This is a genomic window from Bacillus sp. DX4.1 (assembly GCF_030348195.1).
GTDB lineage: Bacteria > Bacillota > Bacilli > Bacillales > Bacillaceae_G > Bacillus_A.
This window is the reverse complement of record NZ_JAUCFT010000006.1, coordinates 156648-178530: the sequence shown is the minus strand read 5'-3', so window position 1 is coordinate 178530 and position 21883 is coordinate 156648. Positions and strand designations below refer to the sequence as shown.

General features: G+C 33.4%; 18 protein-coding genes and 6 pseudogenes. 15 read left to right on the top strand and 9 right to left on the bottom strand.

The annotated features are described in order from the left end of the window. The first annotated feature begins 3 nt into the window (after positions 1-3). Positions 4-297: a YerC/YecD family TrpR-related protein gene (locus QUF99_RS01050; RefSeq protein WP_289368161.1), complete on the top strand. Its 294-nt coding sequence runs from the start codon at positions 4-6 to the stop codon at positions 295-297. A 591-nt stretch (positions 298-888) separates the two neighbouring features. On the opposite strand, the gene QUF99_RS01045 is transcribed toward QUF99_RS01050, so the two are convergent. Then, complete coding sequence (locus QUF99_RS01045; protein ID WP_289368159.1) at positions 889-2319, bottom strand: IS4 family transposase; 1431 nt, start codon at positions 2317-2319, stop codon at positions 889-891. 266 nt (positions 2320-2585) lie between these two features. On the opposite strand from QUF99_RS01045, the gene QUF99_RS01040 reads away from it, so the two are divergent. Then, complete coding sequence (locus QUF99_RS01040; protein WP_289368157.1) at positions 2586-3293, top strand: IS6 family transposase; 708 nt, start codon at positions 2586-2588, stop codon at positions 3291-3293. A gap of 29 nt (positions 3294-3322) precedes the next feature. Here the strand turns inward: QUF99_RS01040 and QUF99_RS01035 are convergent, their stop codons facing one another. Then, positions 3323-3460, bottom strand: coding sequence for a hypothetical protein (locus QUF99_RS01035; protein WP_289368155.1), 138 nt, complete (start codon positions 3458-3460; stop codon positions 3323-3325). Between the two features lie 255 nt (positions 3461-3715). Then, on the bottom strand, positions 3716-3910 hold the full coding sequence (locus QUF99_RS01030) for a hypothetical protein (protein WP_289368153.1): 195 nt from the start codon (positions 3908-3910) through the stop codon (positions 3716-3718). A 722-nt stretch (positions 3911-4632) separates the two neighbouring features. Between QUF99_RS01030 and QUF99_RS01025 the strand changes: the two genes are divergently transcribed. Continuing rightward, the gene (locus QUF99_RS01025) at positions 4633-4926 is read left to right on the top strand and encodes a phosphoglycolate phosphatase (protein ID WP_289368152.1); all 294 of its coding nucleotides are present in this window, start codon (positions 4633-4635) and stop codon (positions 4924-4926) included. A 142-nt stretch (positions 4927-5068) separates the two neighbouring features. Here QUF99_RS01025 and QUF99_RS01020 read toward each other — a convergent pair. From QUF99_RS01020 to QUF99_RS28640, 4 genes and pseudogenes are all read right to left on the bottom strand, one after another. Continuing rightward, positions 5069-5926, bottom strand: a pseudogene (locus QUF99_RS01020) (HNH endonuclease signature motif containing protein); the annotation flags it as partial. 34 nt (positions 5927-5960) lie between these two features. Continuing rightward, the gene (locus QUF99_RS01015; RefSeq protein ID WP_289368150.1) at positions 5961-6359 is read right to left on the bottom strand and encodes an IS3 family transposase; all 399 of its coding nucleotides are present in this window, start codon (positions 6357-6359) and stop codon (positions 5961-5963) included. A 95-nt stretch (positions 6360-6454) separates the two neighbouring features. Then, positions 6455-6628 (bottom strand): annotated as a pseudogene (locus tag QUF99_RS01010) (DDE-type integrase/transposase/recombinase); the annotation flags it as partial. Between the two features lie 9 nt (positions 6629-6637). Further along, a pseudogene (locus tag QUF99_RS28640) lies at positions 6638-6718 on the bottom strand (IS6 family transposase); the annotation flags it as partial. A gap of 525 nt (positions 6719-7243) precedes the next feature. On the opposite strand from QUF99_RS28640, the gene QUF99_RS01005 reads away from it, so the two are divergent. Together QUF99_RS01005 and QUF99_RS01000 are read left to right on the top strand one after the other, a co-directional pair. Beyond that, positions 7244-7774, top strand: a complete 531-nt coding sequence (locus tag QUF99_RS01005; protein WP_289368148.1) for a DUF3967 domain-containing protein — start codon at positions 7244-7246, stop codon at positions 7772-7774. A gap of 310 nt (positions 7775-8084) precedes the next feature. Then, positions 8085-8969 (top strand): Rpn family recombination-promoting nuclease/putative transposase, encoded by an 885-nt coding sequence (locus tag QUF99_RS01000; protein ID WP_289368145.1) that lies wholly within the window; start codon positions 8085-8087, stop codon positions 8967-8969. Positions 8970-9419: 450 nt separating this feature from the next. Here the strand turns inward: QUF99_RS01000 and QUF99_RS00995 are convergent, their stop codons facing one another. Next, positions 9420-9935, bottom strand: a complete 516-nt coding sequence (locus QUF99_RS00995) for a hypothetical protein (RefSeq protein ID WP_289368144.1) — start codon at positions 9933-9935, stop codon at positions 9420-9422. 256 nt (positions 9936-10191) lie between these two features. Here QUF99_RS00995 and QUF99_RS00990 point away from each other — a divergent pair. Both QUF99_RS00990 and QUF99_RS00985 read left to right on the top strand, forming a co-directional pair. Further along, positions 10192-10353: pseudogene (locus QUF99_RS00990) on the top strand (IS6 family transposase); the annotation flags it as partial. Between the two features lie 82 nt (positions 10354-10435). After that, positions 10436-10906: pseudogene (locus QUF99_RS00985) on the top strand (Rpn family recombination-promoting nuclease/putative transposase); the annotation flags it as partial. A gap of 447 nt (positions 10907-11353) precedes the next feature. Here the strand turns inward: QUF99_RS00985 and QUF99_RS00980 are convergent. Further along, the gene (locus QUF99_RS00980; RefSeq protein WP_289368376.1) at positions 11354-12514 is read right to left on the bottom strand and encodes a tyrosine-type recombinase/integrase; all 1161 of its coding nucleotides are present in this window, start codon (positions 12512-12514) and stop codon (positions 11354-11356) included. Positions 12515-12871: 357 nt separating this feature from the next. On the opposite strand from QUF99_RS00980, the gene QUF99_RS00975 reads away from it, so the two are divergent. The 8 genes and pseudogenes from QUF99_RS00975 to QUF99_RS00940 all read left to right on the top strand — a co-directional run bounded on the left by QUF99_RS00975 (position 12872) and on the right by QUF99_RS00940 (position 21653). Continuing rightward, positions 12872-13855: a DNA-binding protein gene (locus tag QUF99_RS00975; RefSeq protein WP_289368142.1), complete on the top strand. Its 984-nt coding sequence runs from the start codon at positions 12872-12874 to the stop codon at positions 13853-13855. A 329-nt stretch (positions 13856-14184) separates the two neighbouring features. Further along, positions 14185-14429 (top strand): annotated as a pseudogene (locus QUF99_RS28635) (DDE-type integrase/transposase/recombinase); the annotation flags it as partial. A gap of 95 nt (positions 14430-14524) precedes the next feature. Further along, positions 14525-14848, top strand: a complete 324-nt coding sequence (locus tag QUF99_RS00965; RefSeq protein ID WP_289368140.1) for a helix-turn-helix domain-containing protein — start codon at positions 14525-14527, stop codon at positions 14846-14848. Continuing rightward, a complete protein-coding gene (locus QUF99_RS00960) occupies positions 14791-15720 on the top strand; it encodes an IS3 family transposase (protein WP_353958376.1) in 930 nt (309 codons plus the stop codon). Before QUF99_RS00965 ends, QUF99_RS00960 begins: the two co-directional genes overlap by 58 nt. A gap of 677 nt (positions 15721-16397) precedes the next feature. Further along, complete coding sequence (gene hblC, locus QUF99_RS00955; RefSeq protein ID WP_289368138.1) at positions 16398-17717, top strand: hemolysin BL lytic component L2; 1320 nt, start codon at positions 16398-16400, stop codon at positions 17715-17717. 68 nt (positions 17718-17785) lie between these two features. Then, positions 17786-19027 (top strand): hemolysin BL lytic component L1, encoded by a 1242-nt coding sequence (gene hblD, locus QUF99_RS00950; protein ID WP_289368136.1) that lies wholly within the window; start codon positions 17786-17788, stop codon positions 19025-19027. Between the two features lie 30 nt (positions 19028-19057). After that, positions 19058-20260 carry a ClyA family alpha-helical pore-forming toxin gene (locus QUF99_RS00945; protein ID WP_289368134.1) on the top strand — a complete coding sequence of 401 codons (1203 nt, stop codon included), beginning with the start codon at positions 19058-19060 and terminating at the stop codon, positions 20258-20260. 271 nt (positions 20261-20531) lie between these two features. Further along, positions 20532-21653, top strand: a complete 1122-nt coding sequence (locus tag QUF99_RS00940; RefSeq protein WP_289368132.1) for a ClyA family alpha-helical pore-forming toxin — start codon at positions 20532-20534, stop codon at positions 21651-21653. The last annotated feature ends 230 nt before the right edge of the window (positions 21654-21883 follow it).

The window sequence follows — 21883 nt, the reverse complement described above, 5'->3', positions numbered from 1 at the left end:
CATATGCTGATAGATAAATTACGTGGAAAAGATTTAGATGAATTTTTTGAAGTAATTTTAGCATTGGAAACTGTTGAGGAGTGTTATAGCTTCTTTGATGATTTATGCACAATGAATGAAATGAAGACAATATTTCAAAGATTTAAAGTAGCTAAAATGCTATATAATGATAATACTTATCATTATATAGCAGAGGAGACAGGTGCTAGTACAGCAACAATTTCTCGTGTGAAGCGATCTTTAAATTATGGAAACGATATGTATGATGTTATTTTTACTCGTATGAAAGAAAAGTGATTTTTTATAACGTATAGTTAACATGGTGAATTATCTGTGAGATTATGCCGTAAAAGCCCGATTAAGTTTCAACTTAACAATTAAAATATGTGACTGTAAGGAAAATTGTATACGACGCCTGAAATATATAACATATTCTTCAGATAATAAGAGGGGAATATTTTAATTTTTGATATCTCGAAATAAAAGGATCCATTTTGAACAGCTCCCTGTCAAGTAGACAGTGGAAATAATAAAAATACTTTAAGCGGCTTGAACCCTGTATTCCAAGAAGCCACTGAAAAACTTGCGTTTTTTATAAATAAATTCATTATAGGGGTCACCATACATTTCCATCAACTTAAGAATTTTATAACGCCCCAAAAACAAAAAGTTTGTACATTTTTACCTGGAGATGTCAAATTTCTCGTTTTGGGGGTATTTGCTTTTCTTAGCTTGATGGGCATGTGGCGATACCCCACATCCATCAACTTAAGGTATATGTTTATACAAAGGCGGATCTTTCCATGTAGTTTTTCATTATTTTTTATAGATATCCTAAAAGTAGGCATATCAAATAAACCCTGACGGGTTACAATTTTTTCACTATAATTATGCTACCTGATGAATGGAAGTGGTATACTCATAAACAACACCCAAAATATCAAAGACCGTTTTTTTCTCATATCTGTGGGATTTTCGTCCGTTTCGCTGTAGGAGGTTAAACAGACGAAGGAGAATCTTTGATAATTCTTGGGTGTTTTTTTGTAATGCTTGATGAAACAGTAAGAAATAACCTTTAATCATGTACATCGCTTTATATTCACTTAGCTCTTTCTGTTTCTTACGTAACAGGAGTTCTCTCATTTTAAACATAGTAGAAGAACATAATAGGATACTAATGAGTTGTCCATAAAGGTGACATTCTAGCCGCTCTTGTTTTATAGATTTACAACGATGAATTTGAAACCAAGATTTCCATATTTTAAATAACAGCTCAATTTGCCAACGCAGTGAATATAAATCATAGATTTTCTCTTTTGGTACCCATTCCGAAGGAATGTTTGTCATATATACCGTAATTCCTTGTAAAAGCTTCGTACGATCTGTATATGTAATCCCCTTTTTCTTTTCACGAATAGATCGATCACGTAGGCGTTTCTGTGTTTGCTCCTCCGTACATCTATAAACCACAATACGAGTAGGAAGCTTGTCTTTACTCCCTACATATACATCATGTAACTCATACACTTGGCCAGGTTGTAATTCTTTCATGATATCTTCCAGATAAACTTGTATATATACTGGTCTCAATTGAGCGGGTTTTGTTTTAAATACCACTGTTTCGAATTCTTTTCTATATATTTTAGTTGGTAATTTAAGACGTGATAAATAATATCCTTGCTTATCTTGGATAGACTTAAAGTCTTGTAAACGAAAATATCCTAGGTCACGAATATATAGTTCATTCTTTTGTATCATACCTGTTCGAGTCGCACCATACGCCTGATCACTCCGTTTTCCTGGTTCAATTTTCACATCAGAAAATTCTCCACTCAATAAGTCATACTCTAGTTGAATTTTTACACCAGCTTTATGACTGCATCCTCCGGCACCAGGATAAGTAGATGCGAATCGATCTGGAACTTGAAAGGTTGTAGAATCAAGGATACGAATGCGCTCAAAGTAAGCAGAAAGAGAATGAGAAATCTTAGATAACCCTCCAATTTTAGCTTGTAGAAGTGTAGTAAATACAGTTCGAAAGAAGGCTACAGAAGCCGAATTAAATCGTCGATTAAGTCCCTCCGGACTTAATAAAACTCCTGTTGAAGTTTCTAATTGACTACAAAGTTGAGTAAGAGAGGTAGTAGCGACCTGTTGATTTAACCATACACACAAAGATAAAAAATGATGCCCGTGGCATTTACGTTTTCGTTTCATGCCGCCTGCTTCTATAGCCAATTGATTAAGTGTAGCGGGAGACATATATCGATATAACTCTTCGGCAAATAAAGACAACTCTTGTTTTTGATGCATATTCATAAAAAGCACGTCACCCTTTCTCATTAATATAAGAGAATGGTAACGTGCTTTTAACTTCAAGAATAGTCCAAATCCTTAAGTTGATGGATGTGTGGCGATACCCCATGCCCATCAACTTAAGAGCCAAAATAAAATGAACTTTCGTTCATATGAACGAAAAAACTCTTAAAATACTTTGTGCCCTTAAAAATGAGGGTTCTGGTGCAAAAAATCTCTTAAATTTGGACATACTGATATTACTACTCTACAAAAGGTGTGTGATCAGTATGGAAAAGGAAAATTTGTTCAAATGGAAGCATTATCAGCCTGAACTAATCTTATTAACAGTAAGGTGGTACCGACGGTACAATTTGAGCTTTCGTAACCTGGTGGAAATGATGGAGGAAAGAGGATTATCAATTGCTCACACAACGATTATGCGTTGGGTTCATCAATATGGACCTCAATTAGAAGAGAAAGTACGACATCATCTTAAATCAACAAATGACTCGTGGAGAGTCGATGAAACTTATATTAAAGTAAAAGGGCAATGGATGTATTTATATCGTGCAGTCGATTCAGAAGGTAATACAATTGATTTTTATCTAAGTAAATCAAGAGATAAACAAGCAGCCAAGCGCTTTTTCAAGAAAGCCTTGGCTTTTTCGTACGTTTCTAAACCTCGCGTGATAACAGTAGATAAGAACCCTGCCTATCCTGTAGCGATTCAAGAGTTGAAAGAAGAGAAACATATGCCTGAAGGCATACAACTAAGGCAAGTTAGATATCTCAATAATATAGTGGAACAAGATCACCGTTTTATTAAGAAACGTGTGCGTTCTATGTTGGGATTCAAGTCATTTAAAACAGCAATTTCTATATTGAGTGGTGTTGAAGCCATGCATATGATGAAAAAAGGACAACTTCACCGACAGGTGAAGTCTACCCAAAATGAAGTTAAATTTGTACATAACTTATTTGGAATTGTATCATAATCTGGAATTGAACAGATTGTGTAGGTTCTCTATGTCTCTATTAAATGATTTTTGCACCAGAACCAAGTAATTGTTCCTTCTCGTCCGTTTGGTGCGAATATTTTCCCTCCGACTGTTATATCTTCATTTCTAAGTATGATTTTAAATGGATAAATTTCTTTTCCCATCTCTCTTCCCCTACTGAATAATATTCAAAATCCCGTCAATACTGTAAGTAGGCTGATAAACAGCTATAATCCAAATCTGTAGTTCCCTAATCTCTTTCTCCCTTTCCCCTAAGGGCTGAGCAGTTAGCTTTTGCTAGCTGCTCTTTTGTTTCTATATTCCCTCTCTTGTTTCTCAAAAAACTCTTTAACTGCATTTTCTCAATAAGTACTCATTATTCTTGCCCCTCTTCTCTACAAAATGAAGTTTTTGTTCATTTATACCTCAATAATCTCAAATTCCTGAGACGTATCCGCATGCCACATTTGAACGAATTCAGCATGTTCTTTTGACGGATACTTTTCCGCTTCTTCTGGGGTCTTAACATCGCTAAAGTGATAAGCGTCTGGATTGTAGTTGCCATTGTGTTTAAGATATTTCTTTGTTTTTACGTTTTGGATTACATACTTCATTTCCAATTTCCTCTTTGTTCATTATTTTGTAAAATCTATTTATCAGATCTTCTAAAATCACGTGTTACACTTAAAAAGTAGATCTGTCATATTCGGCAATCTAACACCCTTAGTAGCTCTAGCTTACCCTGGCTAGGGCTTGTCTTATTTGGACACATTTACCAGTTTTATTTCCAAGAAATTCATGTTACGATTTCTTTGTTGAGTACGACACATCTCAGCTGTACGAAGCCCTGTAACATTTCCTGCAGGGCTTCTTTTATTTGATTAGTCGTAAATTTGCAGGAATTTCCTCTTTTAACCTTGCGATTTGTTTTTCCATTTCCAAAGACCTCCTTTGCTACTAAAATAGCGTTTTTGTTCAAAATGATGACCCTATTCATTTGGACACATTTACCAGTATTTTTGCCAAAAAATTCATGTTATTGTTAATTAGTCGAGTACGTCATTACTTGACAATTACCCTTAGAAGCCCCGTAAATAACCGGGGTTTCTTTTATTCAAATAACGATTTTATTAATTTTTTTATTGAACTGATTTTTCTAAAGAACCTTACAAAACTGTAATACTATTGTCACCTAATGAAATAGTAAAAACTTTTAAGATAGTTTATATTTCAAAGTGTTCACCAGAACAAAACAACTACACAATAGAATGGAATTGAAAGGTTAATGAACATGAGTAAGAAATTAGTGAAACCCCTACTTGTATTAGGAAGTGCTATGTTACTAACACTGGGTGCTTATGTGTATGCAATTATGGATTACGGCACACCAGACGAATTCAGTAAAGAAGCATGGCCAAAAACCGAAGAAACTGCTAAACTTGCCACTATTGAACACTTTAAAAAAGAAAATAATGTTGATGTGACAATTACGAGTATTGGTCATTCAGGAGAATATGCGACACCTGAAATTTATTTAGAAGGACATGTTGCTGGTAATGAGCAACAAAAAATCGCAGCTACTGTAAATTCTGCTGAAAACTACAAAGTTAAAGACACATCTAAAGACTAATTTTAGAATTGATGGAGCAGTTAGCTTTTTGCTAGCTGCTTTTTAGTTGCGATAGGTAAGACTTTGAAGTTATCTCCATCTTTTCCCCCGCTTAACACTGTACGTGCGACTTTCATCGCATACAGCGTCCCATCTTATCCTTTTATACTAAAGCAACTAGATTACAAACTTTACGGAGTTTGTTTATTTTCTTCAATTGTTTATCATTCAATTGAAGTATTCTCATATATTTTCTAATCGTCTCTTCATTTGTAGCGTGTATCAGTCTGTGTACAAATTTATGTACAATAATTAGGTTATTGAACTCGTCAGTTCCTCCTATATCTTTCGGTAGTTTGTGATGGCAGTGCGCATCATCAGCTAGTAAAAAGATTCCTGTGACAGCACATTTACCATTTTGCATGGAATATCTCGATATTCTGTTATCTGTATACTCCATGTTTTTCCCTTTACTGGAGGATAGCAACATTTTTTGTATTTCATTAGCAATGTTACCTTTTAAGCTTTTGATAAGTTTTTGTCTTCCTTTTTCAGTATAATTACATATGTCTTGACTGAAATTTTGAGGGAATCGTGTTTGTATGTCCGCTAGTGGATATACATGATTACCTGCTACTTCAAAGGTTCTAAAATTGTTCCTGTGCAATTTTTTGTATAATATATTAGCATTGGTAGGAATTTTATATTTTCCTATTGATTTTAGACGATTAAACAAGGTTTTCGAGAGACGAAAGGCTATTTCAGCAAAGTCTATATTCACATGTGTTGCGATTCTGTAATAATTTTTGATACCAAGCACATAGGAGTTATAGTCCTGTACTGCTTTTGCTGTTGGATTCTTTTGAATTGCTTTAATCCTTGTTTTTGCTTTTTCAAGGATATCCTTTTTCTTTTTCTCGCTTATATGTGTGTTTGCCACATATCTTTTGCGCTTTTTAACAGATTTGATAGAGAATCCTAGAAAATCCGAAGATTTTCTTTTTAGGTTAGTTATAGTTGGTCTTACCCCTGTCAAGTAGACAGTCAGAAAAAGACTAAGCTACCAGTGTGTTTCGATATTCAATCGGGGCACACTGGTTTAATTTCTTTTGAAATCGTTTATTATTGTAGAACCATATATATTTTTCAATAGCTTGGATTAATTGTTCTTTTGAATGGCACCCTGAAAAATAAGATGTCTCTGTTTTTAAATGAGAAAAGAAAGATTCGATACAAGCATTATCTAAACAATTTCCCTTACGGGAATGACTTCCTATCATATTGTAAGCCTTTATACATTGGGAATAGTTCTTAGAAGTGTATTGAAAACCCTGATCAGAATGCAGGATAGCGTCTTGGATCGGCCTTTTCCGTCCGCCATTTTCATACAAATGTACAGCTTTCAATTTAAACGCCTCTGTATATTTTCGGAATGTTGTTCCTTTTTTCGCCATAAAAATATCCCCTCCAAGTATAGTGTAACATTCCACATTAATAATGTAGTCTTTTTACACTGTCTACTTAAAAGGGATAATACCAATTGAAGACTTCGTCTTTGTTTGTATATGGCATGAAGCGTTTCTATCCCTTTTATCGTACGTGAGGCATGACGAAGACTTTGAAATCCTAAGGAACGAGCGAAACGGCGCTTCACGTGTCGATGATCTTGCTCAATGAGATTATTGAGATATTTTGTTGTACGATGAAAGGTATTTTTGTAAAAGTCTATCTAGCTTAGAGAAAAACGACAATAGTAGCCAACGGCTACTAAAATAATATCTTTCTTAAACTGTTTTCCTTTAAAATATCTCATCTTGTCGTGCTCCTACTCATTTTTTCTAAAATGTAACGTGGTTTAGAGAACTTTGCAACAGAACCTGTTTTAGTATGATAAAAAGAGAGAATATAGTATACATGACTAATATGTTCTCTCCTTTATTTATTGAGGATTTTTATAACTTAGGTCTTGATAATAAGTGAACCTATTTCTTTATTTCCTTATGCAATATTGCATGAAAAACCGTATGAAAAATCTATTATAATTTATCTTGAAGTTCCTAACATGCTTCATCATGTGTGCTAATACCAAATTGGTTATACCCTAACTGGAAACAAACATAGAAAAAGAGATCTGTTTAAAATAAACGGATCTCTTTTTCTTATAAATTTCATATATCACATGGACCATTCGTATAAATTGTATGCAGGCTAGGTTGTACCCATGATACTACTTAAGATAACTAGATTATAAATAAATTGTTTATTTATAGGGGGTTTTGGCGAGGACAAGGAATCTCTTTCTAACATCACGAATGCTATAACGCGAGGTGATGGTGATATGGCTAATGAAGCAGGAAGTTCTCAGCTGGTGTATATTAGCAAGGACGTAGCGATGATGCTCAAAGTTCAAGAGTCAACTTTACGGAAGTACTGCATCATGCTAGAGGAAGCCGGATACCCATTCCATAAGAATGAGCATGGCCACAGGGGATTCCTAGATCAAGATGTTATCACGCTGAGACGGTTAATTGAGATTAAATCACATCCTGATATGACATTAAAACAGGTTTGTAACGCAGTAATGATATGGATAAAAGAGAAAGATGTATCAGAGGATGACACAAACGTTATAACAGAAGCCGAACAACATAACGAACGATATAATGAACTGAAAGAAATGATTCAGCAGCAAAACCATTTGCTAGAGAAACTGACACATAAATTAGATGCACAACAGCGATATATTGATGAAAAGTTAGAAAAACGCGATCAGCAGTTAATGAGTGTGATAAGAGAAATACAAGAAGAAAAGAAAATATTATTAGAGACAGCAGCAACAAAGAAGAAACCATGGTGGAAGTTATGGTAAATAGCTTTTTCTAAAAAGCAATTTTGTAATGTACCAAATATCTTTTGAACTACCCGTCACATAATTCTCTTATGAGCTGTTTAAAATTGGGGATTGTTTCACGGAAATGGTGAGTAAAAGAGGAACTTTCACAAATTCATGTATACGCGAAGGGTTAGAAAGGACAGGTATCAGTTAAGATATACTTTACCAATGCATACGAAAAAATAACCACCCGGAAATACTGTACACACCGAAGAGGGATTTGCATACAAATCGATTTATCTTGTACAATAATACTAAGAAAAGAAACGACAGGGAGAGGAAATCCATGTCCAATAAGTTAGTAAATTTACGAATTGATTTTGCGTTTAAACAATTATTTGGTACAAAAGGAAGTGAAGATATTCTCACGGGCTTTCTTAATGCCATTTTAGAAGAATCTTTAGATGTGCCGATTGTGTCTTTACAATTGGAAGACCCACATCTCCACAAAGCATATGAAGACGATAAATTATCCATTTTAGATTTACTCGCAACCCTTGATAATGGAACACAAATAAATGTAGAGATACAGCTTCGCAATACACATGATATGATTAAACGGTCCCTCTATTATTGGTCTAAATTATATACCTCTCAAATGCAAGAAGGTATGCCGTATCGTTCGCTTCGAAAAACAATAACCATTAACCTATTAGATTTCAAGTTGTTTTCTAGTGATGAAGCATTTCACACAACAGGAAAACTCTGGAATACAAGGACACATCAAGTATTGAGTGATGATATGGAAATCCATTTTGTAGAGATCCCAAAGCTAGTTAAACAGTGGCGCGAAGAAAAAGTGAACCCATGGGAAAATGCATTTGTTCGTTGGATGTTATTATTACCGGCACATGAAGATGAACATTTAACTCAAACACTGGAGGAGATTGCTATGAACCAAGATCCAATCTTACAAAAAGCGATGGATAAATGGGAAAATATGAGTCATGATTCTTCTTTTCGACTTGCATATGAAGCTCGTGAAAAGCTTTTACTTGATGAACAAGCTAAGCTTGCACATGCAGAACAAGAGGGTATGGAAAAAGGCATTGAGCAAGGTAAGATGCAAATGATTCGAGGGATGCATGAAATTGGTGTACCGCTTGAAACTATTGCAAAAGCAAGTAAGTTAAGTGTGGAGGAAGTAGAACGTATCTTGAAATTAAAGTAAATATATAAACACACACAGAACCTATTTTAAATACAAATTTGTATTCTATTCATGAGCAAACGTATAGAAGAAAGTAGACGCTCATTATCGTAGTGCGTCTAATCGAAAAGCATTGCTGAAGATTTTGGCAGTGCTTTTTCTAAATCAACTTTTTGATATTTTTCATTCTACTCACAATATCACTTTTTACTTGCTAATTAAATAACTTTATTGTCATTTTACATAATCCGCCCTTACGTTGAGTACATGTATTCAACGTAAGGACCCTTTTAAATTCGTTTTTTAATTTTCTTTGTTAAGATAATACATGAAACTAGGTCATAGTGATACATTATTTACCAACAGTTGAGATTGCTGTTCCATATAATCCTCCTTTTTATTGGCTTTGTTAAATGATAATGTTGACATCTAGTAAAAAGAAAAGATACTTTAGTTGAAGTAGTCTTTAAATTAATTATCCCATTTAGTAATTGCATAAAGAATTTCTTTTGGATTGGGGTCGTGTTCCAAATATCCTCCATAGCGGGAAACTAGAACACCATAGCTAAAACTTTGACTAATAATCCATATATCATCATTGTTAATACATTGCCATAGAATGCTAAAGTTCTCTATTGCCCATTTTCCGTTAACAAGAAATACTGGGCTGTCATCTATCCCTAAAAATAAATAAACTAATTTTTCTTCAATATCTATCCCTTGCACATACTGAATAACCTCTTGTTCCCAACTAAATTCTTTTCTGAAATTACTATAATTAATTACAAAATCCCCTTTATGTAATTCAAAGTTCCATTTCTCGTGAACCTTATTAAGGATTGTTTCTAATTCTGGAGATGTGATTACATCACTTTTTTCTATAACATTTGATATATCTTGGGGTAGTAAACTCATTAATTTATATCTTTGGCTCTGTTGTTTAGTTATTTTTAACTTTTGTTTTAAACGTATCTTTCGTTCATCCATAATCACACCCCGTTACCGTTACTCGCATTATATTTTCATTTAAATAAAAATTTATTAATTCTTTTTTACTGTATTAAACTACATTGTTAGTTTAACAAAAAAATCAACAGCGGTCTTTAACAGAGATTTTTTATTAAAAACAAAAAAGGTTCTGTTGCAAAGTTTTCGAAACTCAAGTACACTTTGAAAAAAGATGAACGGGAGCGTAACAAATGGGATATTTTAAAGGAAAACAATTCAAACAAGCTACTATTGTCGTTTTGCTAGGTCATCGGGATTTCAAACTCTCCGGCATGCTTCTCGTACAATAAAAGGCATTGAAACCATTCATGCCCTATACAAACAAAGGCGAAGTCTTCAAATAGGCTCTGCCTTTTCGGTGTATAACGAATTACAGGAATTATTAATGGTTGCATAACCATTTAACGATGCAACCCTAGATTCTCTATGTTTTGGGTAACTTTGCAACAGAACCTTTCAAGTTGTTTTCTAGTGAATAAGCATTTCATACAACAGGGAAACTCTGGAATACAAGGACACATCAAGTATTGAGTGATGATATGGAAATCCATTTTGTAGAGATCCCAAAGCTAGTTAAACAGTGGCGCGAATAAAAAGTGAACCCATGGGAAAATGCATTTGCTCGTTGGATGTTATTATTACCAGCACATGAAGATGAACATTTAACTCAAACACTGGAGGCGATTGCTATGAATCAAGATCCAATCTTACAAAAGGCGATGGATAAATGGGAAAATATGAGTCATGATTCTTCTTTCCGACTTGCATATGAAGCTCGTGAAAAGCTTTTACTTGATGAACAAGCTAAGCTTGCACATGCAGAACAAGAGGGTATGGAAAAAGGGAAAACTCAATTAATTCGTGGTATTCATAAGAATGGTATGCCGTTAGCAGACATTGCGAAATTCACAGGTCTAAGTACAGAAGAAATCCGAAAGATATTATTATAATGCATGAAATTCAATGAATCCAGCAACTACATTCAAAGAACCGCTCCTGTATCTATTCAGAAGCGGCTCTTTAGTTTTGGTGCAAAAAAACCCTTTCATACCACCTGTCTACTTATCTTATATCTTTTGAGAATATATCCACATCTGTCAGCATATATATTAAATACAATAGATATGTGAAAGGGTGAGAGTGTGATTTCATCATATTCAATAAGATACATTTTAATAACGGGTAATACTTTTGTAAAAAAAGTAATCACTGTATATGCATCTTCTGCGTTCTTTGCTATCGAAAAAATTAAAAAAGAATTAGAACGTCGCTTTTCTAATCCTACAAAAATTGAAGTCTATGCGGTTTAAATATTTAAAACAATTGAAAGTAGGAAAGGTAAAACCGATATCGGTTTTACCTTTCCTACTTTCAATTTATTATGTATTAATTACACATTAAAATTCATCTTCACCAATTAAATTTCCTGCATCATTATCTTTAACCAGCCTTTGTTTTAAATAATTTTCTTTTGTCGTTCTATCATCCTTATGACCTACTGCGGCTGCGATAAGATGTGGTGGTAACTCTTTGTAATCGTACAAGTACTGTACATAAAAGTGTCTAAAGAAGTGAGGGGTTATTCTAATATCTTTCGTAAACGGTAGCTCCGTATCCTTAATAATCTTTGTAATGTACTGAGATAAATAATTTTCTCGATATGCTGTATGATTTTTGGTTTGAAAGATGGTACCACCATTTTTATTACCTATATTAATAGGAAGTCGTCGGCGTATACGAAAGGCAACAATACGATGAAAAATCTCCTTATTAATAGAAACAATTCTTTCACCATTACCCTTTGTATCTACAGTCAAGTAATACCGATCACGTATTGAATCAAATTCAAGGTTTTCCCACTTCGCATGAGCAACTTCCGCGACACGTAACCCCGTTGTCGCAAGAATAGATAATAAAGCATAATTAATCTCGTTATCCTGATAATAGCAAAGTAACTGCTTTACTTCTTCATAGGATAAATCCCTCTTTGGTTTATGATGCTTGCCTACTGTGGTACTCAATACTTCTACATGAAGTGGCTCCTGAATATATCCGATTTCATATAACCATTTTAAATAGGATCGAATTACACCTAGCTTTCTACTTATTGTGGACGGTTTGTATTTCTCCTTAGATTGATAGGAAACTGCCTCCTCTGACAGCCACCTCTGATAGTTACGGATATGACGTTTTCGTAGATTCCTCCATACACGACCATCTTCGTAATCTTTTACATCTTGCTGCAGAAACTCTTTGCTTTGTTTAATAAAAAAATAGAACTGACTTAGATCACGTGCATATAAAACACGTGAATTATCCTTTATCCGTTTTTCCTTATCAAAATGAGTTTGTCGGTTTAAATAGTAGTACAGTATCTCTTCATCAGAAAAACTATCATACGTTTGTTTATCTTCTCGTTCATTGTTTTCTTTTCTTTGCTCCACTTGTTTTAGAATATCTTCATTCCAAATTGCAATTATATTTGCAAATTCTTGTTTTTGTTTTTCAATAATTTCTAAAGAACTATCCTTATGTAGTGTATTTATTTCAAATTTCATCATATATCAACTCCTAACGGAATTACAATCTATTACTATTATAACCTATATACATGTAAAACTAGTTGTATAAAGAAATTAAACTTTAATTATTAGTAAATGAATACCAACCATAGAAAATTGCACATTTTCTATGGTTATAGTCGAATTATTTTTAAAGATTATCTTTTATATGTTTTCTAATTATAAAAAAGATAATTTAATTAGAAAATGAATTTACCTTTCGCATATGTTTAAAAATAAATTAAGAGTTATTTGTGTTATAATTAATTTAAATCATATATTTTAGCAATCTAACTTTACATAATAAAATTATAAATTTCACATAAAAGAAGCTTACTCGTAGGAGGAAAGAGAATGTTTGAAATGCAAGAAATGAATATGAATACAAATGAAGTAAAGGCTTATTTAAAAATTAGTAGCTTTATTTTCAGTACTCTTATGAAGCAAGGCCAATTAAATCCAATTAATAGAGATACCTGGCGTTTAGATGGCAGTTTTTTATTTAAGCGAGAAGATATAGAAAAATTGAAAGAAGAACGTGAAACAGAAGGAATTACCTTATATCAGGCAACCAAAGATTATAATGTGAGTATGTATCAGCTTGAAAAGTGGATAGAAGAAGGGAATTTGACTTGTACTATACAGAAACATCGTAATCGTGAAACGAAATTTGTAAAAGAGGAAGAAATACACGGATTGGTACAACAATTGGATCAGACAAATACCCTCTATACATTCTCACAAAAGCATAGTGTAGTATTGTTCCAAAAATTTATGGAGGGCAATAAATTAGCACGTATTATATCTATTCCGAAGCGTGGGGATATTGTGCTTCTTGATGAGTTTGGAAACAATATGACACTAGAAGATGCAACTAAAATGGGGTATAAGCCCTCATATGTTCTATCCGATAAACCAAGAAGTCATCATCAAAAGTTTGTAAAATTTCGTTTTCCTAAATCAGATCAATTACGTAGTAACATTTTTCACTTAATTGATTTAGTACTACAGTATGTATCACCACGAAATATTAAGGTTTCTGAGGAAGATGGATTCTGGTATTTTGATGTTCGTCAATCTAATATTCAATTACCAATGCAAATGCAGGTAGAATGGATTGATTGTTTAACCCCGTATATAATAGAAGGAAAACTAACAGGACGTGTTAATAATAGCGTGTATTTAGATAGCAGCAGCGTGACTAAATCAGTAACGATTACAAGCAATGAACACCATTCAATTACAAAAATTGTAAAAGAAACGAACAGTTCTATTGAAGAATTTATTGCAAGCGCAATCCGAGATAAAATTAATCAACATATGTTGTATAAACACTAAAATCTTCATCACATTAGAAAGATGCCAATCAAAAAAGAACCACTGTACTTCTAGTGGTTCTTTTTTTGTTGCAATAATCTATAAATACTTTAGCAGTAAAGGTAGAAATTAATTAATTCGATAAATTATTAAAATGAACTCTAGCATGACTACAAGCCTCTGAAATGCATGAAAAAAATATACTTTCACACGAGATTTTTATCAAAATAACAAAATATCCCCCAGATTCCCTTGTAATAAGTATTATTAATCAAAAGGGTTATTATATAGCTAGTGTTCTTAAAACCCTTTGTTGAAGAAGCTGAAGTTTCATTTTTTTATGATGTATGGAAAAAAAGGTTTTGACTACAGATAAGGCTCCTTTTTTAATTTGCGCATTTAAAGAATTAAAGAAGCTAGACTTTTACAAAATACCTTTCAGCGTACAATAAAATATCTCACTAATCTCATTGAGCAAGATCATCGACACGTGAAGCGCCGTTTCGCTCGTTCCTTAGGATTTCAAAATCTTCGTCATGCCTCACGTACGATAAAAGGGATAGAAACGCTTCATGCCATATACAAACAAAGACGAAGTCTTCAATTGGTATTATCCCCTTTAAGTAGACAGTGTAAAAAGACTACATTCTTAATGTGGAATGTTACACTATACTTGGAGGGGATTTTATTATGGTTAAAAAAGGGAATAAATTTCAAACTTATTCAGATGAATTAAAGATACAAGTTGTAAAAAGTTATTTAAATGGTGAGGGCAGCCAAACAGCTATAGCTAAGAAATATAAGCTAAAAAGTAGAACACAGTTAATGAATTGGGTCCGGAGATATCAAGAAACAGGCGATATTTCAGACTTGCGGGGAAACAACGGCGGCAATAACGGCTTAAAAAACCTCTTGAAAGGTCGTCCTCGTACGAAATTCGATAGTGTGGAAGAAGAATTGGAATACTACAAGGCACAGGTGGCTTATTTAAAAAAGCAGTATCCAAATCTATAGGAGGTGTTCTTGCTCAAACGGCTAAGTACGAGATTATTGAAGAACTACGTTCTCGATACAAAGTAACCTGGCTGGTCGTCATTGCGCAGTTAAATCGATCTAGCTACTATAAGTGGCGCTCAACATGTACGCAAAGGCAATTACGCCTTTCAAAGGATCATACATTGCGTGAACAGATTCAAGCCATTCACATAAAACACAAGGAATACGGTTATCCTCGCATGAAAATTGCCTTACTAGAGGCTGGATTTTTAGTGAATCACAAAAAAGTATGTAGACTTATGCGAGAACTTCAAATTCAATCAATCATCCGTAAAAAGCGACGCTTTTTTAACGGGAAATCCTCAAAGATTTTTCCGAATGTAGTAGAACAACAATTCCGAAACCGCAAACCAAATGAGGTACTTGTCACAGATATCACTTATTTGCCATTCAAAGATAAATTTCTCTATTTATCGGTCGTTCAAGACATTTATAACAATGAAATTGTTGCTTGGAAACTCTCACATCGCAATGATTTACAACTTGTCCTAAAAACGTTAGATTTAGCAGCACAAAAAAGAGATGTGTATGGAACCATCATCCACTCCGATCAAGGATTCCAATATACATCTCATGCTTATTACCGTACGCTTCAACAGCTAGGCGCCATCGGCAGCCACTCCTGCAAAGGAAACTGCCATGACAATGCTTGCATTGAATCATTCTTCTCTCATTTTAAATCTGAAATGTTTTATCTTAATTATTACCAAACAAAGGAAGAACTAATTCAAGCTATTGAAGCATACATCTATCATTACAACTACAAACGATTCCAAAAAAGGCTTAACCATCGAGCTCCGATTGAATATCGAATCTCGATGGCTGCATAGTCTTTTTCTACAGCTGTCTACTTGACGGGGGTAAGACCAATCAGTCTGTCCAAAATCAGAAAGAGTTCATCCACCAAATGTTTGGACTTATAGCATAAAATACGATTTCACTAGGAATCTACTATTATCCGCGTTCTTCTTCATATATTGGCACCAGAACCAAATATAATTACTATTCATAAGATAATAATATTATGGGCTATTTATGGTTGATATGACTATATTTATATGTAATTTTACATATCCAAATAAAGTGAAATGATATATAAAGTACCATTAAATTATATTAAAAATATTTTTTAGCAAGAGATTAATATAGAGCAATGAAAATCATTATATTTAAGGCTTAATTATCATAGTATAATTATTTTACTTAGTGAAGTGATTAATAGTATTTAACTTTTTAAATATAATGTTTTTCTAATATGAATACAAAATGTCTGAATAATAAAATATAAATGATGAAATTTCATTGTTTACTTATTAAAAACATAGTGTTTAAATGAGGGGGAAGTAAGGTCCTTACATTCTATGAGAAGTAAATAATAACGAGAGTTTAACACTCTATCCGAAAGAATTCTCCTTCCTCAAGCGTGTGCAAGGAGAGAGCTTAGCGCTAGGTCGTTCAAGATGTATGAATAAGATTGCAAAAAGACAATAGTGAAGAGGTGTACTAAATGAAAAATAAAATAATTACAGGATTTTTAATAACATCCATTGTTACTGGGGCAGCTATTCCTATCAATACTCTCGCAACGCCAATCGTTCAGGCAGAAACGCAACAAGAGAACACGGATATTTCTTCATCATTACGAAAATTAGGTGGACAAACTAAATTAATCCAAACATGTATAGATCAAGCTTTAATGAAGCCTAATGTACAACTAGAGGAAGTCCCAGCTTTAAATACAAACCAGGACCTAATCAAGAAAGATATGAACGAATGGTCATCGGAACTTTATCCAAAAGTAATTCTATTAAACTCAAAAAGTAAAGGATTTGTAACTAAATTTAATAACTATTACCCAACATTAAAAGGGTTTGTAGACAATAAAGAAGATAGAGAAGGGTTTTTGGATAGACTAGAAGTTCTTCAAGAAATGGATATGACGAACCAAGAAAACGTACAACGTCAGATTAATGAATTAACAGATCTTAAATTACAGCTTGATAAAAAACTTAAAGATCTCGATACTGATGTGACAAAAGCACAAAGTGTACTAAGTTCAGATGGAACAGGGAAAATAGACCTGTTTAAAAATGAATTACTAAATACCCAAAAATCAATTCAAAATGATTTACAACAAATAGCATTGTTACCAGGAGCTTTAAATGAACAAGGACTTAAAATATTCCAAGAAATCTATAGTCTTTCAAAAGATATCATTGAACCTGCTGCCCAAGCAGCTGTGGCAGCAGTTAACAAAGGAAAAGAAATTGAAAGCTCTATTTTAGAAGCACAGGAAAAAGCAGAGAAAGAATTGAAAGAAAAGGGTAAATCTACTCAAGAGATTGAATCTGCCAAAAAAGAAGCTCGTGAAGCAATTGAGAAAAACAAAAAAGGCGAAATAGCTGCAGCTGCAGCTGCAAAAGCGAAAGAGTATGACCTTATGAAAGTTATTGACCCTGAAAAAATTAAAAAAACATATAGTACCTTCGCTGAAGTAAATAGACTAACAGCAGAGCAACGAGCACATTTAGATGATTTAGAGAAACAAAACCAAAAATTATATGATTTAACAACGAAACTAACAATAGCGGATTTACAAAAATCAATGCTTCTTATTATGCAAAATGATTTACATACATTTGCAAATCAAGTGGATGTAGAACTTGACTTACTGAAACGTTATAAAGAAGATTTGGCTCTAATCAAAAATAGTATTACAAAATTATCTACTAATGTTGATACAACTAACCAGCAGTCTCAAAAAGATACATTAAGACAATTAAAAAATGTAACAAGTTACCTTGAAGAACAAATTAATAAATTTTAATATTATGTTTTTTAAAAAAACTACAAAGATTATAAGAATCTATCGAAAAACTGAGAAGGAGAATAATTATGAAAAAATTTCCATTTAAAGTGTTAACTTTAGCCACTCTGGCAACGGTTATAACTGCTACTAGCGGTAACACTATTCATGCACTTGCACAAGAACAGACTGCTCAAGAACAAAAAGTAGGGAATTATGCATTAGGGCCTGAGGGCATGAAGTTAGCATTGGCTCAAACAGGATCTCATATTTTTGTAATGGATTTGTACGCAAAAACAATGATTAAACAACCGAATGTAAATTTATCCAATATTGATTTAGGTTCAGAAGGAGGAGAGTTACTCAAAAACATTCACCTTAATCAGGAACTGGCGCGAATCAATGCGAATTATTGGTTAGATACAGCGAAACCACAGATTCAAAAAACAGCACGTAATATTGTAAATTACGATGAACAATTTAAAAATTATTACGATACATTAGTAGATACTGTACAAAAGAAAGATAAGGCAGGCCTAAAAGAGGGCATAAATGATTTAATCACTACAATTAATACAAATTCAAAAGAAGTTACAGAAGTAATTAAGGTGTTACAAGACTTCAAAGCAAAACTGTATACAAATTCTACAGATTTTAAAAATAATGTTGGTGGCCCAGATGGAAAAGGTGGATTAACGGCAATATTAGCGGGACAACAAGCATTGATTCCACAACTTCAAGCTGAAATTGAGAAGCTACATTCTACTCAGAAAAAACATTTTGACGATGTATTAGCATGGTCAATTGGTGGTGGATTAGGAGCGGCCATTTTAGTTATTGGAGCCATTGCAGGAGTGGTAGTAATTGTTGTGACTGGCGGTACAGCAACACCAGCTGTTATCGGTGGCCTTGCTACCTTTGCGACGACTCTCGGTGCAGCTGGTATCGGTTTAGGAACAGCATCTGGTGTCATGGCGTCTAATCATATGAACTCCTATAACGAAATTTCTAAAAAAATCGGAGAATTAGGTACGAAAGCCGATCTTGCTAGCCAAGCAGTTATTTCGCTTACTACTGCAAAAGCAACTTTGACAGAGCTGTATCAGACAGTGGATCAAGCGATAATGTCTCTAACAAATATTCAACAACAATGGAATACAATGGGGGCCAATTATACAGATTTACATGATAATATCGACTCTATGCAAGAACATAAACTCTCTTTAATACTTGATGATTTAAAAGCTGCTAAACAAAGTTGGAATGATATTCATAAAGATGCAGAATCCATTTCGAAAGACATCGCTTTTAAACAAGAAGAAAAGAACTAAAAATCAAAATCTATATAGGAGGAATATGCAATGATGAAAAAAATCCCTTACAAACTACTCGCTGTATCGACGTTTTTAACTTTGACAACAACTTCTGTAGTCTCACCAGTAGCAACTTTTGCAAGTGAAATTGAACAAACTAACAATGGAGATATGTCTCTTTCAGCAAATGAACAAAAGATGAATGCAGCTTTGAACAAGACTGGGTTATTTGCAAAATCTATGAATGCCTATTCTTATATGTTAATTAAGAATCCAGATGTGAATTTTGAAGGAATTACTATTAATGGGTATCCAGATTTACCTAGTCAAATTCTACAAAATCAAAAGAATGCAAGAGCACATGCTGTTAAATGGGATACGGAAATAAAAAAACAGCTTTTAGATACATTGACAGGCATTATCGAATACGATACGACATTTGATACTTATTATGAAACATTAGTAAATGCGGCTGATACGGCCTCTAAAAAGTTTAAAGAGGCTAATGAGGCTAAAGTGGCTGAAGCTAAAGTAGCCAAAGTGGCTGAAGCTAATGAGGCTAAAGATACTTTAAAAGAAGGGATTTCAGATTTACATAGTGAAATTCAAAAAAACCAAGAGTCTACAAAAAGATTAATAGAAGAATTAACTAAGTTAAGAGACGCTATTGGACAAGATGTTAGAGCATTTGGAAGCAATAAAGATATCTTGCAGTCGATTTTAAAAAACCAAGGTGTTGATGTTGAGTCCGATCAAAAGCGTCTAGAGGAAGTTTTAGGATCAGTAAACTATTATAAACAATTAGAATCTGATGGATTTAATGTAATGAAGGGTGCCATTTTGGGCCTACCGTTGATTGGTGGTATAATAGTGATTGCAGCACAAGATAATTTAGCTAAATTAGAGCCGACATTAGCACAATTACGTCAGACTGTAGATTATAAAATAACATTAAATCGTGTAGTTGGAGTTGCGTATAATAATATTAATGAGATGCATAAAGCGCTTGATGATGCTATTAATTCTCTTACTTATATGTCTGCGCAATGGCATGATTTAGATTCTCAATATAAAGGGGTACTGGATAGAATTGATACGGTATCTGAAAAAGCTAATCAAGAGAAATTTACATTCTTAAAAGCTAACTTGAATGCAGCTAAAAGTAGTTGGAGAAATTTACACACAGATGCGTTCAGATTAAAAGAAGATATAAAAGAATTAAAAGTGGAACCCATTTCTTCACAAAAGTAGGGAAATATCGATTCTGTTGCAAAGTTGCCCAAAACATAGAGAATCTAGGATTACATCGTTAAATAGTCATACGACAATTAGTAATTCCTTATACACCGAAAAGGCGGAGTCTGATTCAAGACTTCGCCTTTTACTATAAATTCTCTTTAATACTTGATGATTTAAAAGCTACTAAACAAAGTTGGAATGATATTCATAAAGATGCAGAATTCATTTCGCTTTTAAAGAAGAATAGAACTTAAAATCAAAACCTACATAGGAGGAATATGAAATGATAAATAAAATCCATTACAAAATACTCGCTGTATCAACGTTTTTAACTATGACAACCACTTATGCAATCACACCAGTAGCAGCTTTTGCAAGTGAAGTTGAACAAGCTAACAATGGAGATATGTCTCTTTCAGCAAATGAAGAACAGATGAAAAAAGCTTTGCAAGATGCTGGGGTATTTGCAAAATCTATGAATGACTATTCTTATTTGTTAATTAATAATCCAGATGTGAATTTTGAAGAAATTACTATTAATGGGTATCCAGATTTACCTGGTAAAATTGTACAAGATCAAAAGAATGCAAGAGCACATGCTGTTACATGGGATACGCAAGTAAAAAAACAGCTTTTAGATGCATTGACAGGCATTATTGAATACGACACAAAATTTGACAATTATTACGGAACATTAGTAGAGGCGATTAATACAGGAAATGGAGATACTTTAAAAAAAGGGATTACAGATTTACGAAGTGAAATTCAACAAAACCAAGAGTATGCACAAAAATTAATCCAAGAATTAACTAAGTTAAAAGACGATATTGGACAAGATATTAGAGCATTTGGAAGCGATAAAGATCTCTTGCAGTCGATTTTAAAAAACCAAGGTGCTGCGGTTGAGGACGATGAAAAGCGTCTAAATGAAGTTTTAGCGGAAATAAACTATCAGAAAGACATAGAATCTAAAGGTTTGACAATGGTAAAAATCCCCTTTCCTCCTGTAATGATTTCTGGTGGTATAATGATAGGTGATGCAAGAAGTAAGTTAGGCTGGTTAGAGCCGGAATTAGCAAAATTACGTCAGACTGTAGATTATAAAATAACATTAAATCGTGTAGTTGGAGTTGCGTTTAATAATATTAATGAGATACATAGTACGATTGATAAAGCTATTAATGCTCTTACTTATATGTCTACTCAATGGCATGATTTAGATTCTCAATATACGGGAGTACTGGGGCATATTGAGAAGGCATCTGAAAAAGCTGATCAAAATAAATTTAAATTCTTAAAACCTAACTTGGATTCAGCTCAAGTGAGTTGGAAAAGATTAACAACGGATACGATCACATTAAAAGAAGGGATCAAAGAATTAAAAGTGGGACCTCCACAAAAATAAGGAAATATCGGTTCTTTTTTAAAGCTTTTGAACAAACATAGCAAACTTAAGTTTCTGCTATGTTAAACAATTTTGTGATTTGTGGTACATTAAAAAAGCGGTGACCGGTTATGAATCTATTCAAGAAGTAGTTGGTGAAGGCTTAGAAAACGTTGCTATCCAATGTATTAATGAAGTTTACGAAGCAACTGGGATTGATTTGAACAAATTAGTAGATCCATATCCCGCAA

Coding starts and splice junctions, on each gene's coding strand:
- QUF99_RS01050 (WP_289368161.1), top strand. CDS start 4: ATGCTGATAGATAAATTACGTGGAAAAGATTTAGATGAATTTTTTGAA.
- QUF99_RS01045 (WP_289368159.1), bottom strand. CDS start 2,319: ATGAATATGCATCAAAAACAAGAGTTGTCTTTATTTGCCGAAGAGTTA.
- QUF99_RS01040 (WP_289368157.1), top strand. CDS start 2,586: ATGGAAAAGGAAAATTTGTTCAAATGGAAGCATTATCAGCCTGAACTA.
- QUF99_RS01035 (WP_289368155.1), bottom strand. CDS start 3,460: ATGGGAAAAGAAATTTATCCATTTAAAATCATACTTAGAAATGAAGAT.
- QUF99_RS01030 (WP_289368153.1), bottom strand. CDS start 3,910: ATGAAGTATGTAATCCAAAACGTAAAAACAAAGAAATATCTTAAACAC.
- QUF99_RS01025 (WP_289368152.1), top strand. CDS start 4,633: ATGTTACTAACACTGGGTGCTTATGTGTATGCAATTATGGATTACGGC.
- QUF99_RS01015 (WP_289368150.1), bottom strand. CDS start 6,359: ATGGCGAAAAAAGGAACAACATTCCGAAAATATACAGAGGCGTTTAAA.
- QUF99_RS01005 (WP_289368148.1), top strand. CDS start 7,244: ATGGCTAATGAAGCAGGAAGTTCTCAGCTGGTGTATATTAGCAAGGAC.
- QUF99_RS01000 (WP_289368145.1), top strand. CDS start 8,085: ATGTCCAATAAGTTAGTAAATTTACGAATTGATTTTGCGTTTAAACAA.
- QUF99_RS00995 (WP_289368144.1), bottom strand. CDS start 9,935: ATGGATGAACGAAAGATACGTTTAAAACAAAAGTTAAAAATAACTAAA.
- QUF99_RS00980 (WP_289368376.1), bottom strand. CDS start 12,514: ATGAAATTTGAAATAAATACACTACATAAGGATAGTTCTTTAGAAATT.
- QUF99_RS00975 (WP_289368142.1), top strand. CDS start 12,872: ATGTTTGAAATGCAAGAAATGAATATGAATACAAATGAAGTAAAGGCT.
- QUF99_RS00965 (WP_289368140.1), top strand. CDS start 14,525: ATGGTTAAAAAAGGGAATAAATTTCAAACTTATTCAGATGAATTAAAG.
- hblC (WP_289368138.1), top strand. CDS start 16,398: ATGAAAAATAAAATAATTACAGGATTTTTAATAACATCCATTGTTACT.
- hblD (WP_289368136.1), top strand. CDS start 17,786: ATGAAAAAATTTCCATTTAAAGTGTTAACTTTAGCCACTCTGGCAACG.
- QUF99_RS00945 (WP_289368134.1), top strand. CDS start 19,058: ATGATGAAAAAAATCCCTTACAAACTACTCGCTGTATCGACGTTTTTA.
- QUF99_RS00940 (WP_289368132.1), top strand. CDS start 20,532: ATGATAAATAAAATCCATTACAAAATACTCGCTGTATCAACGTTTTTA.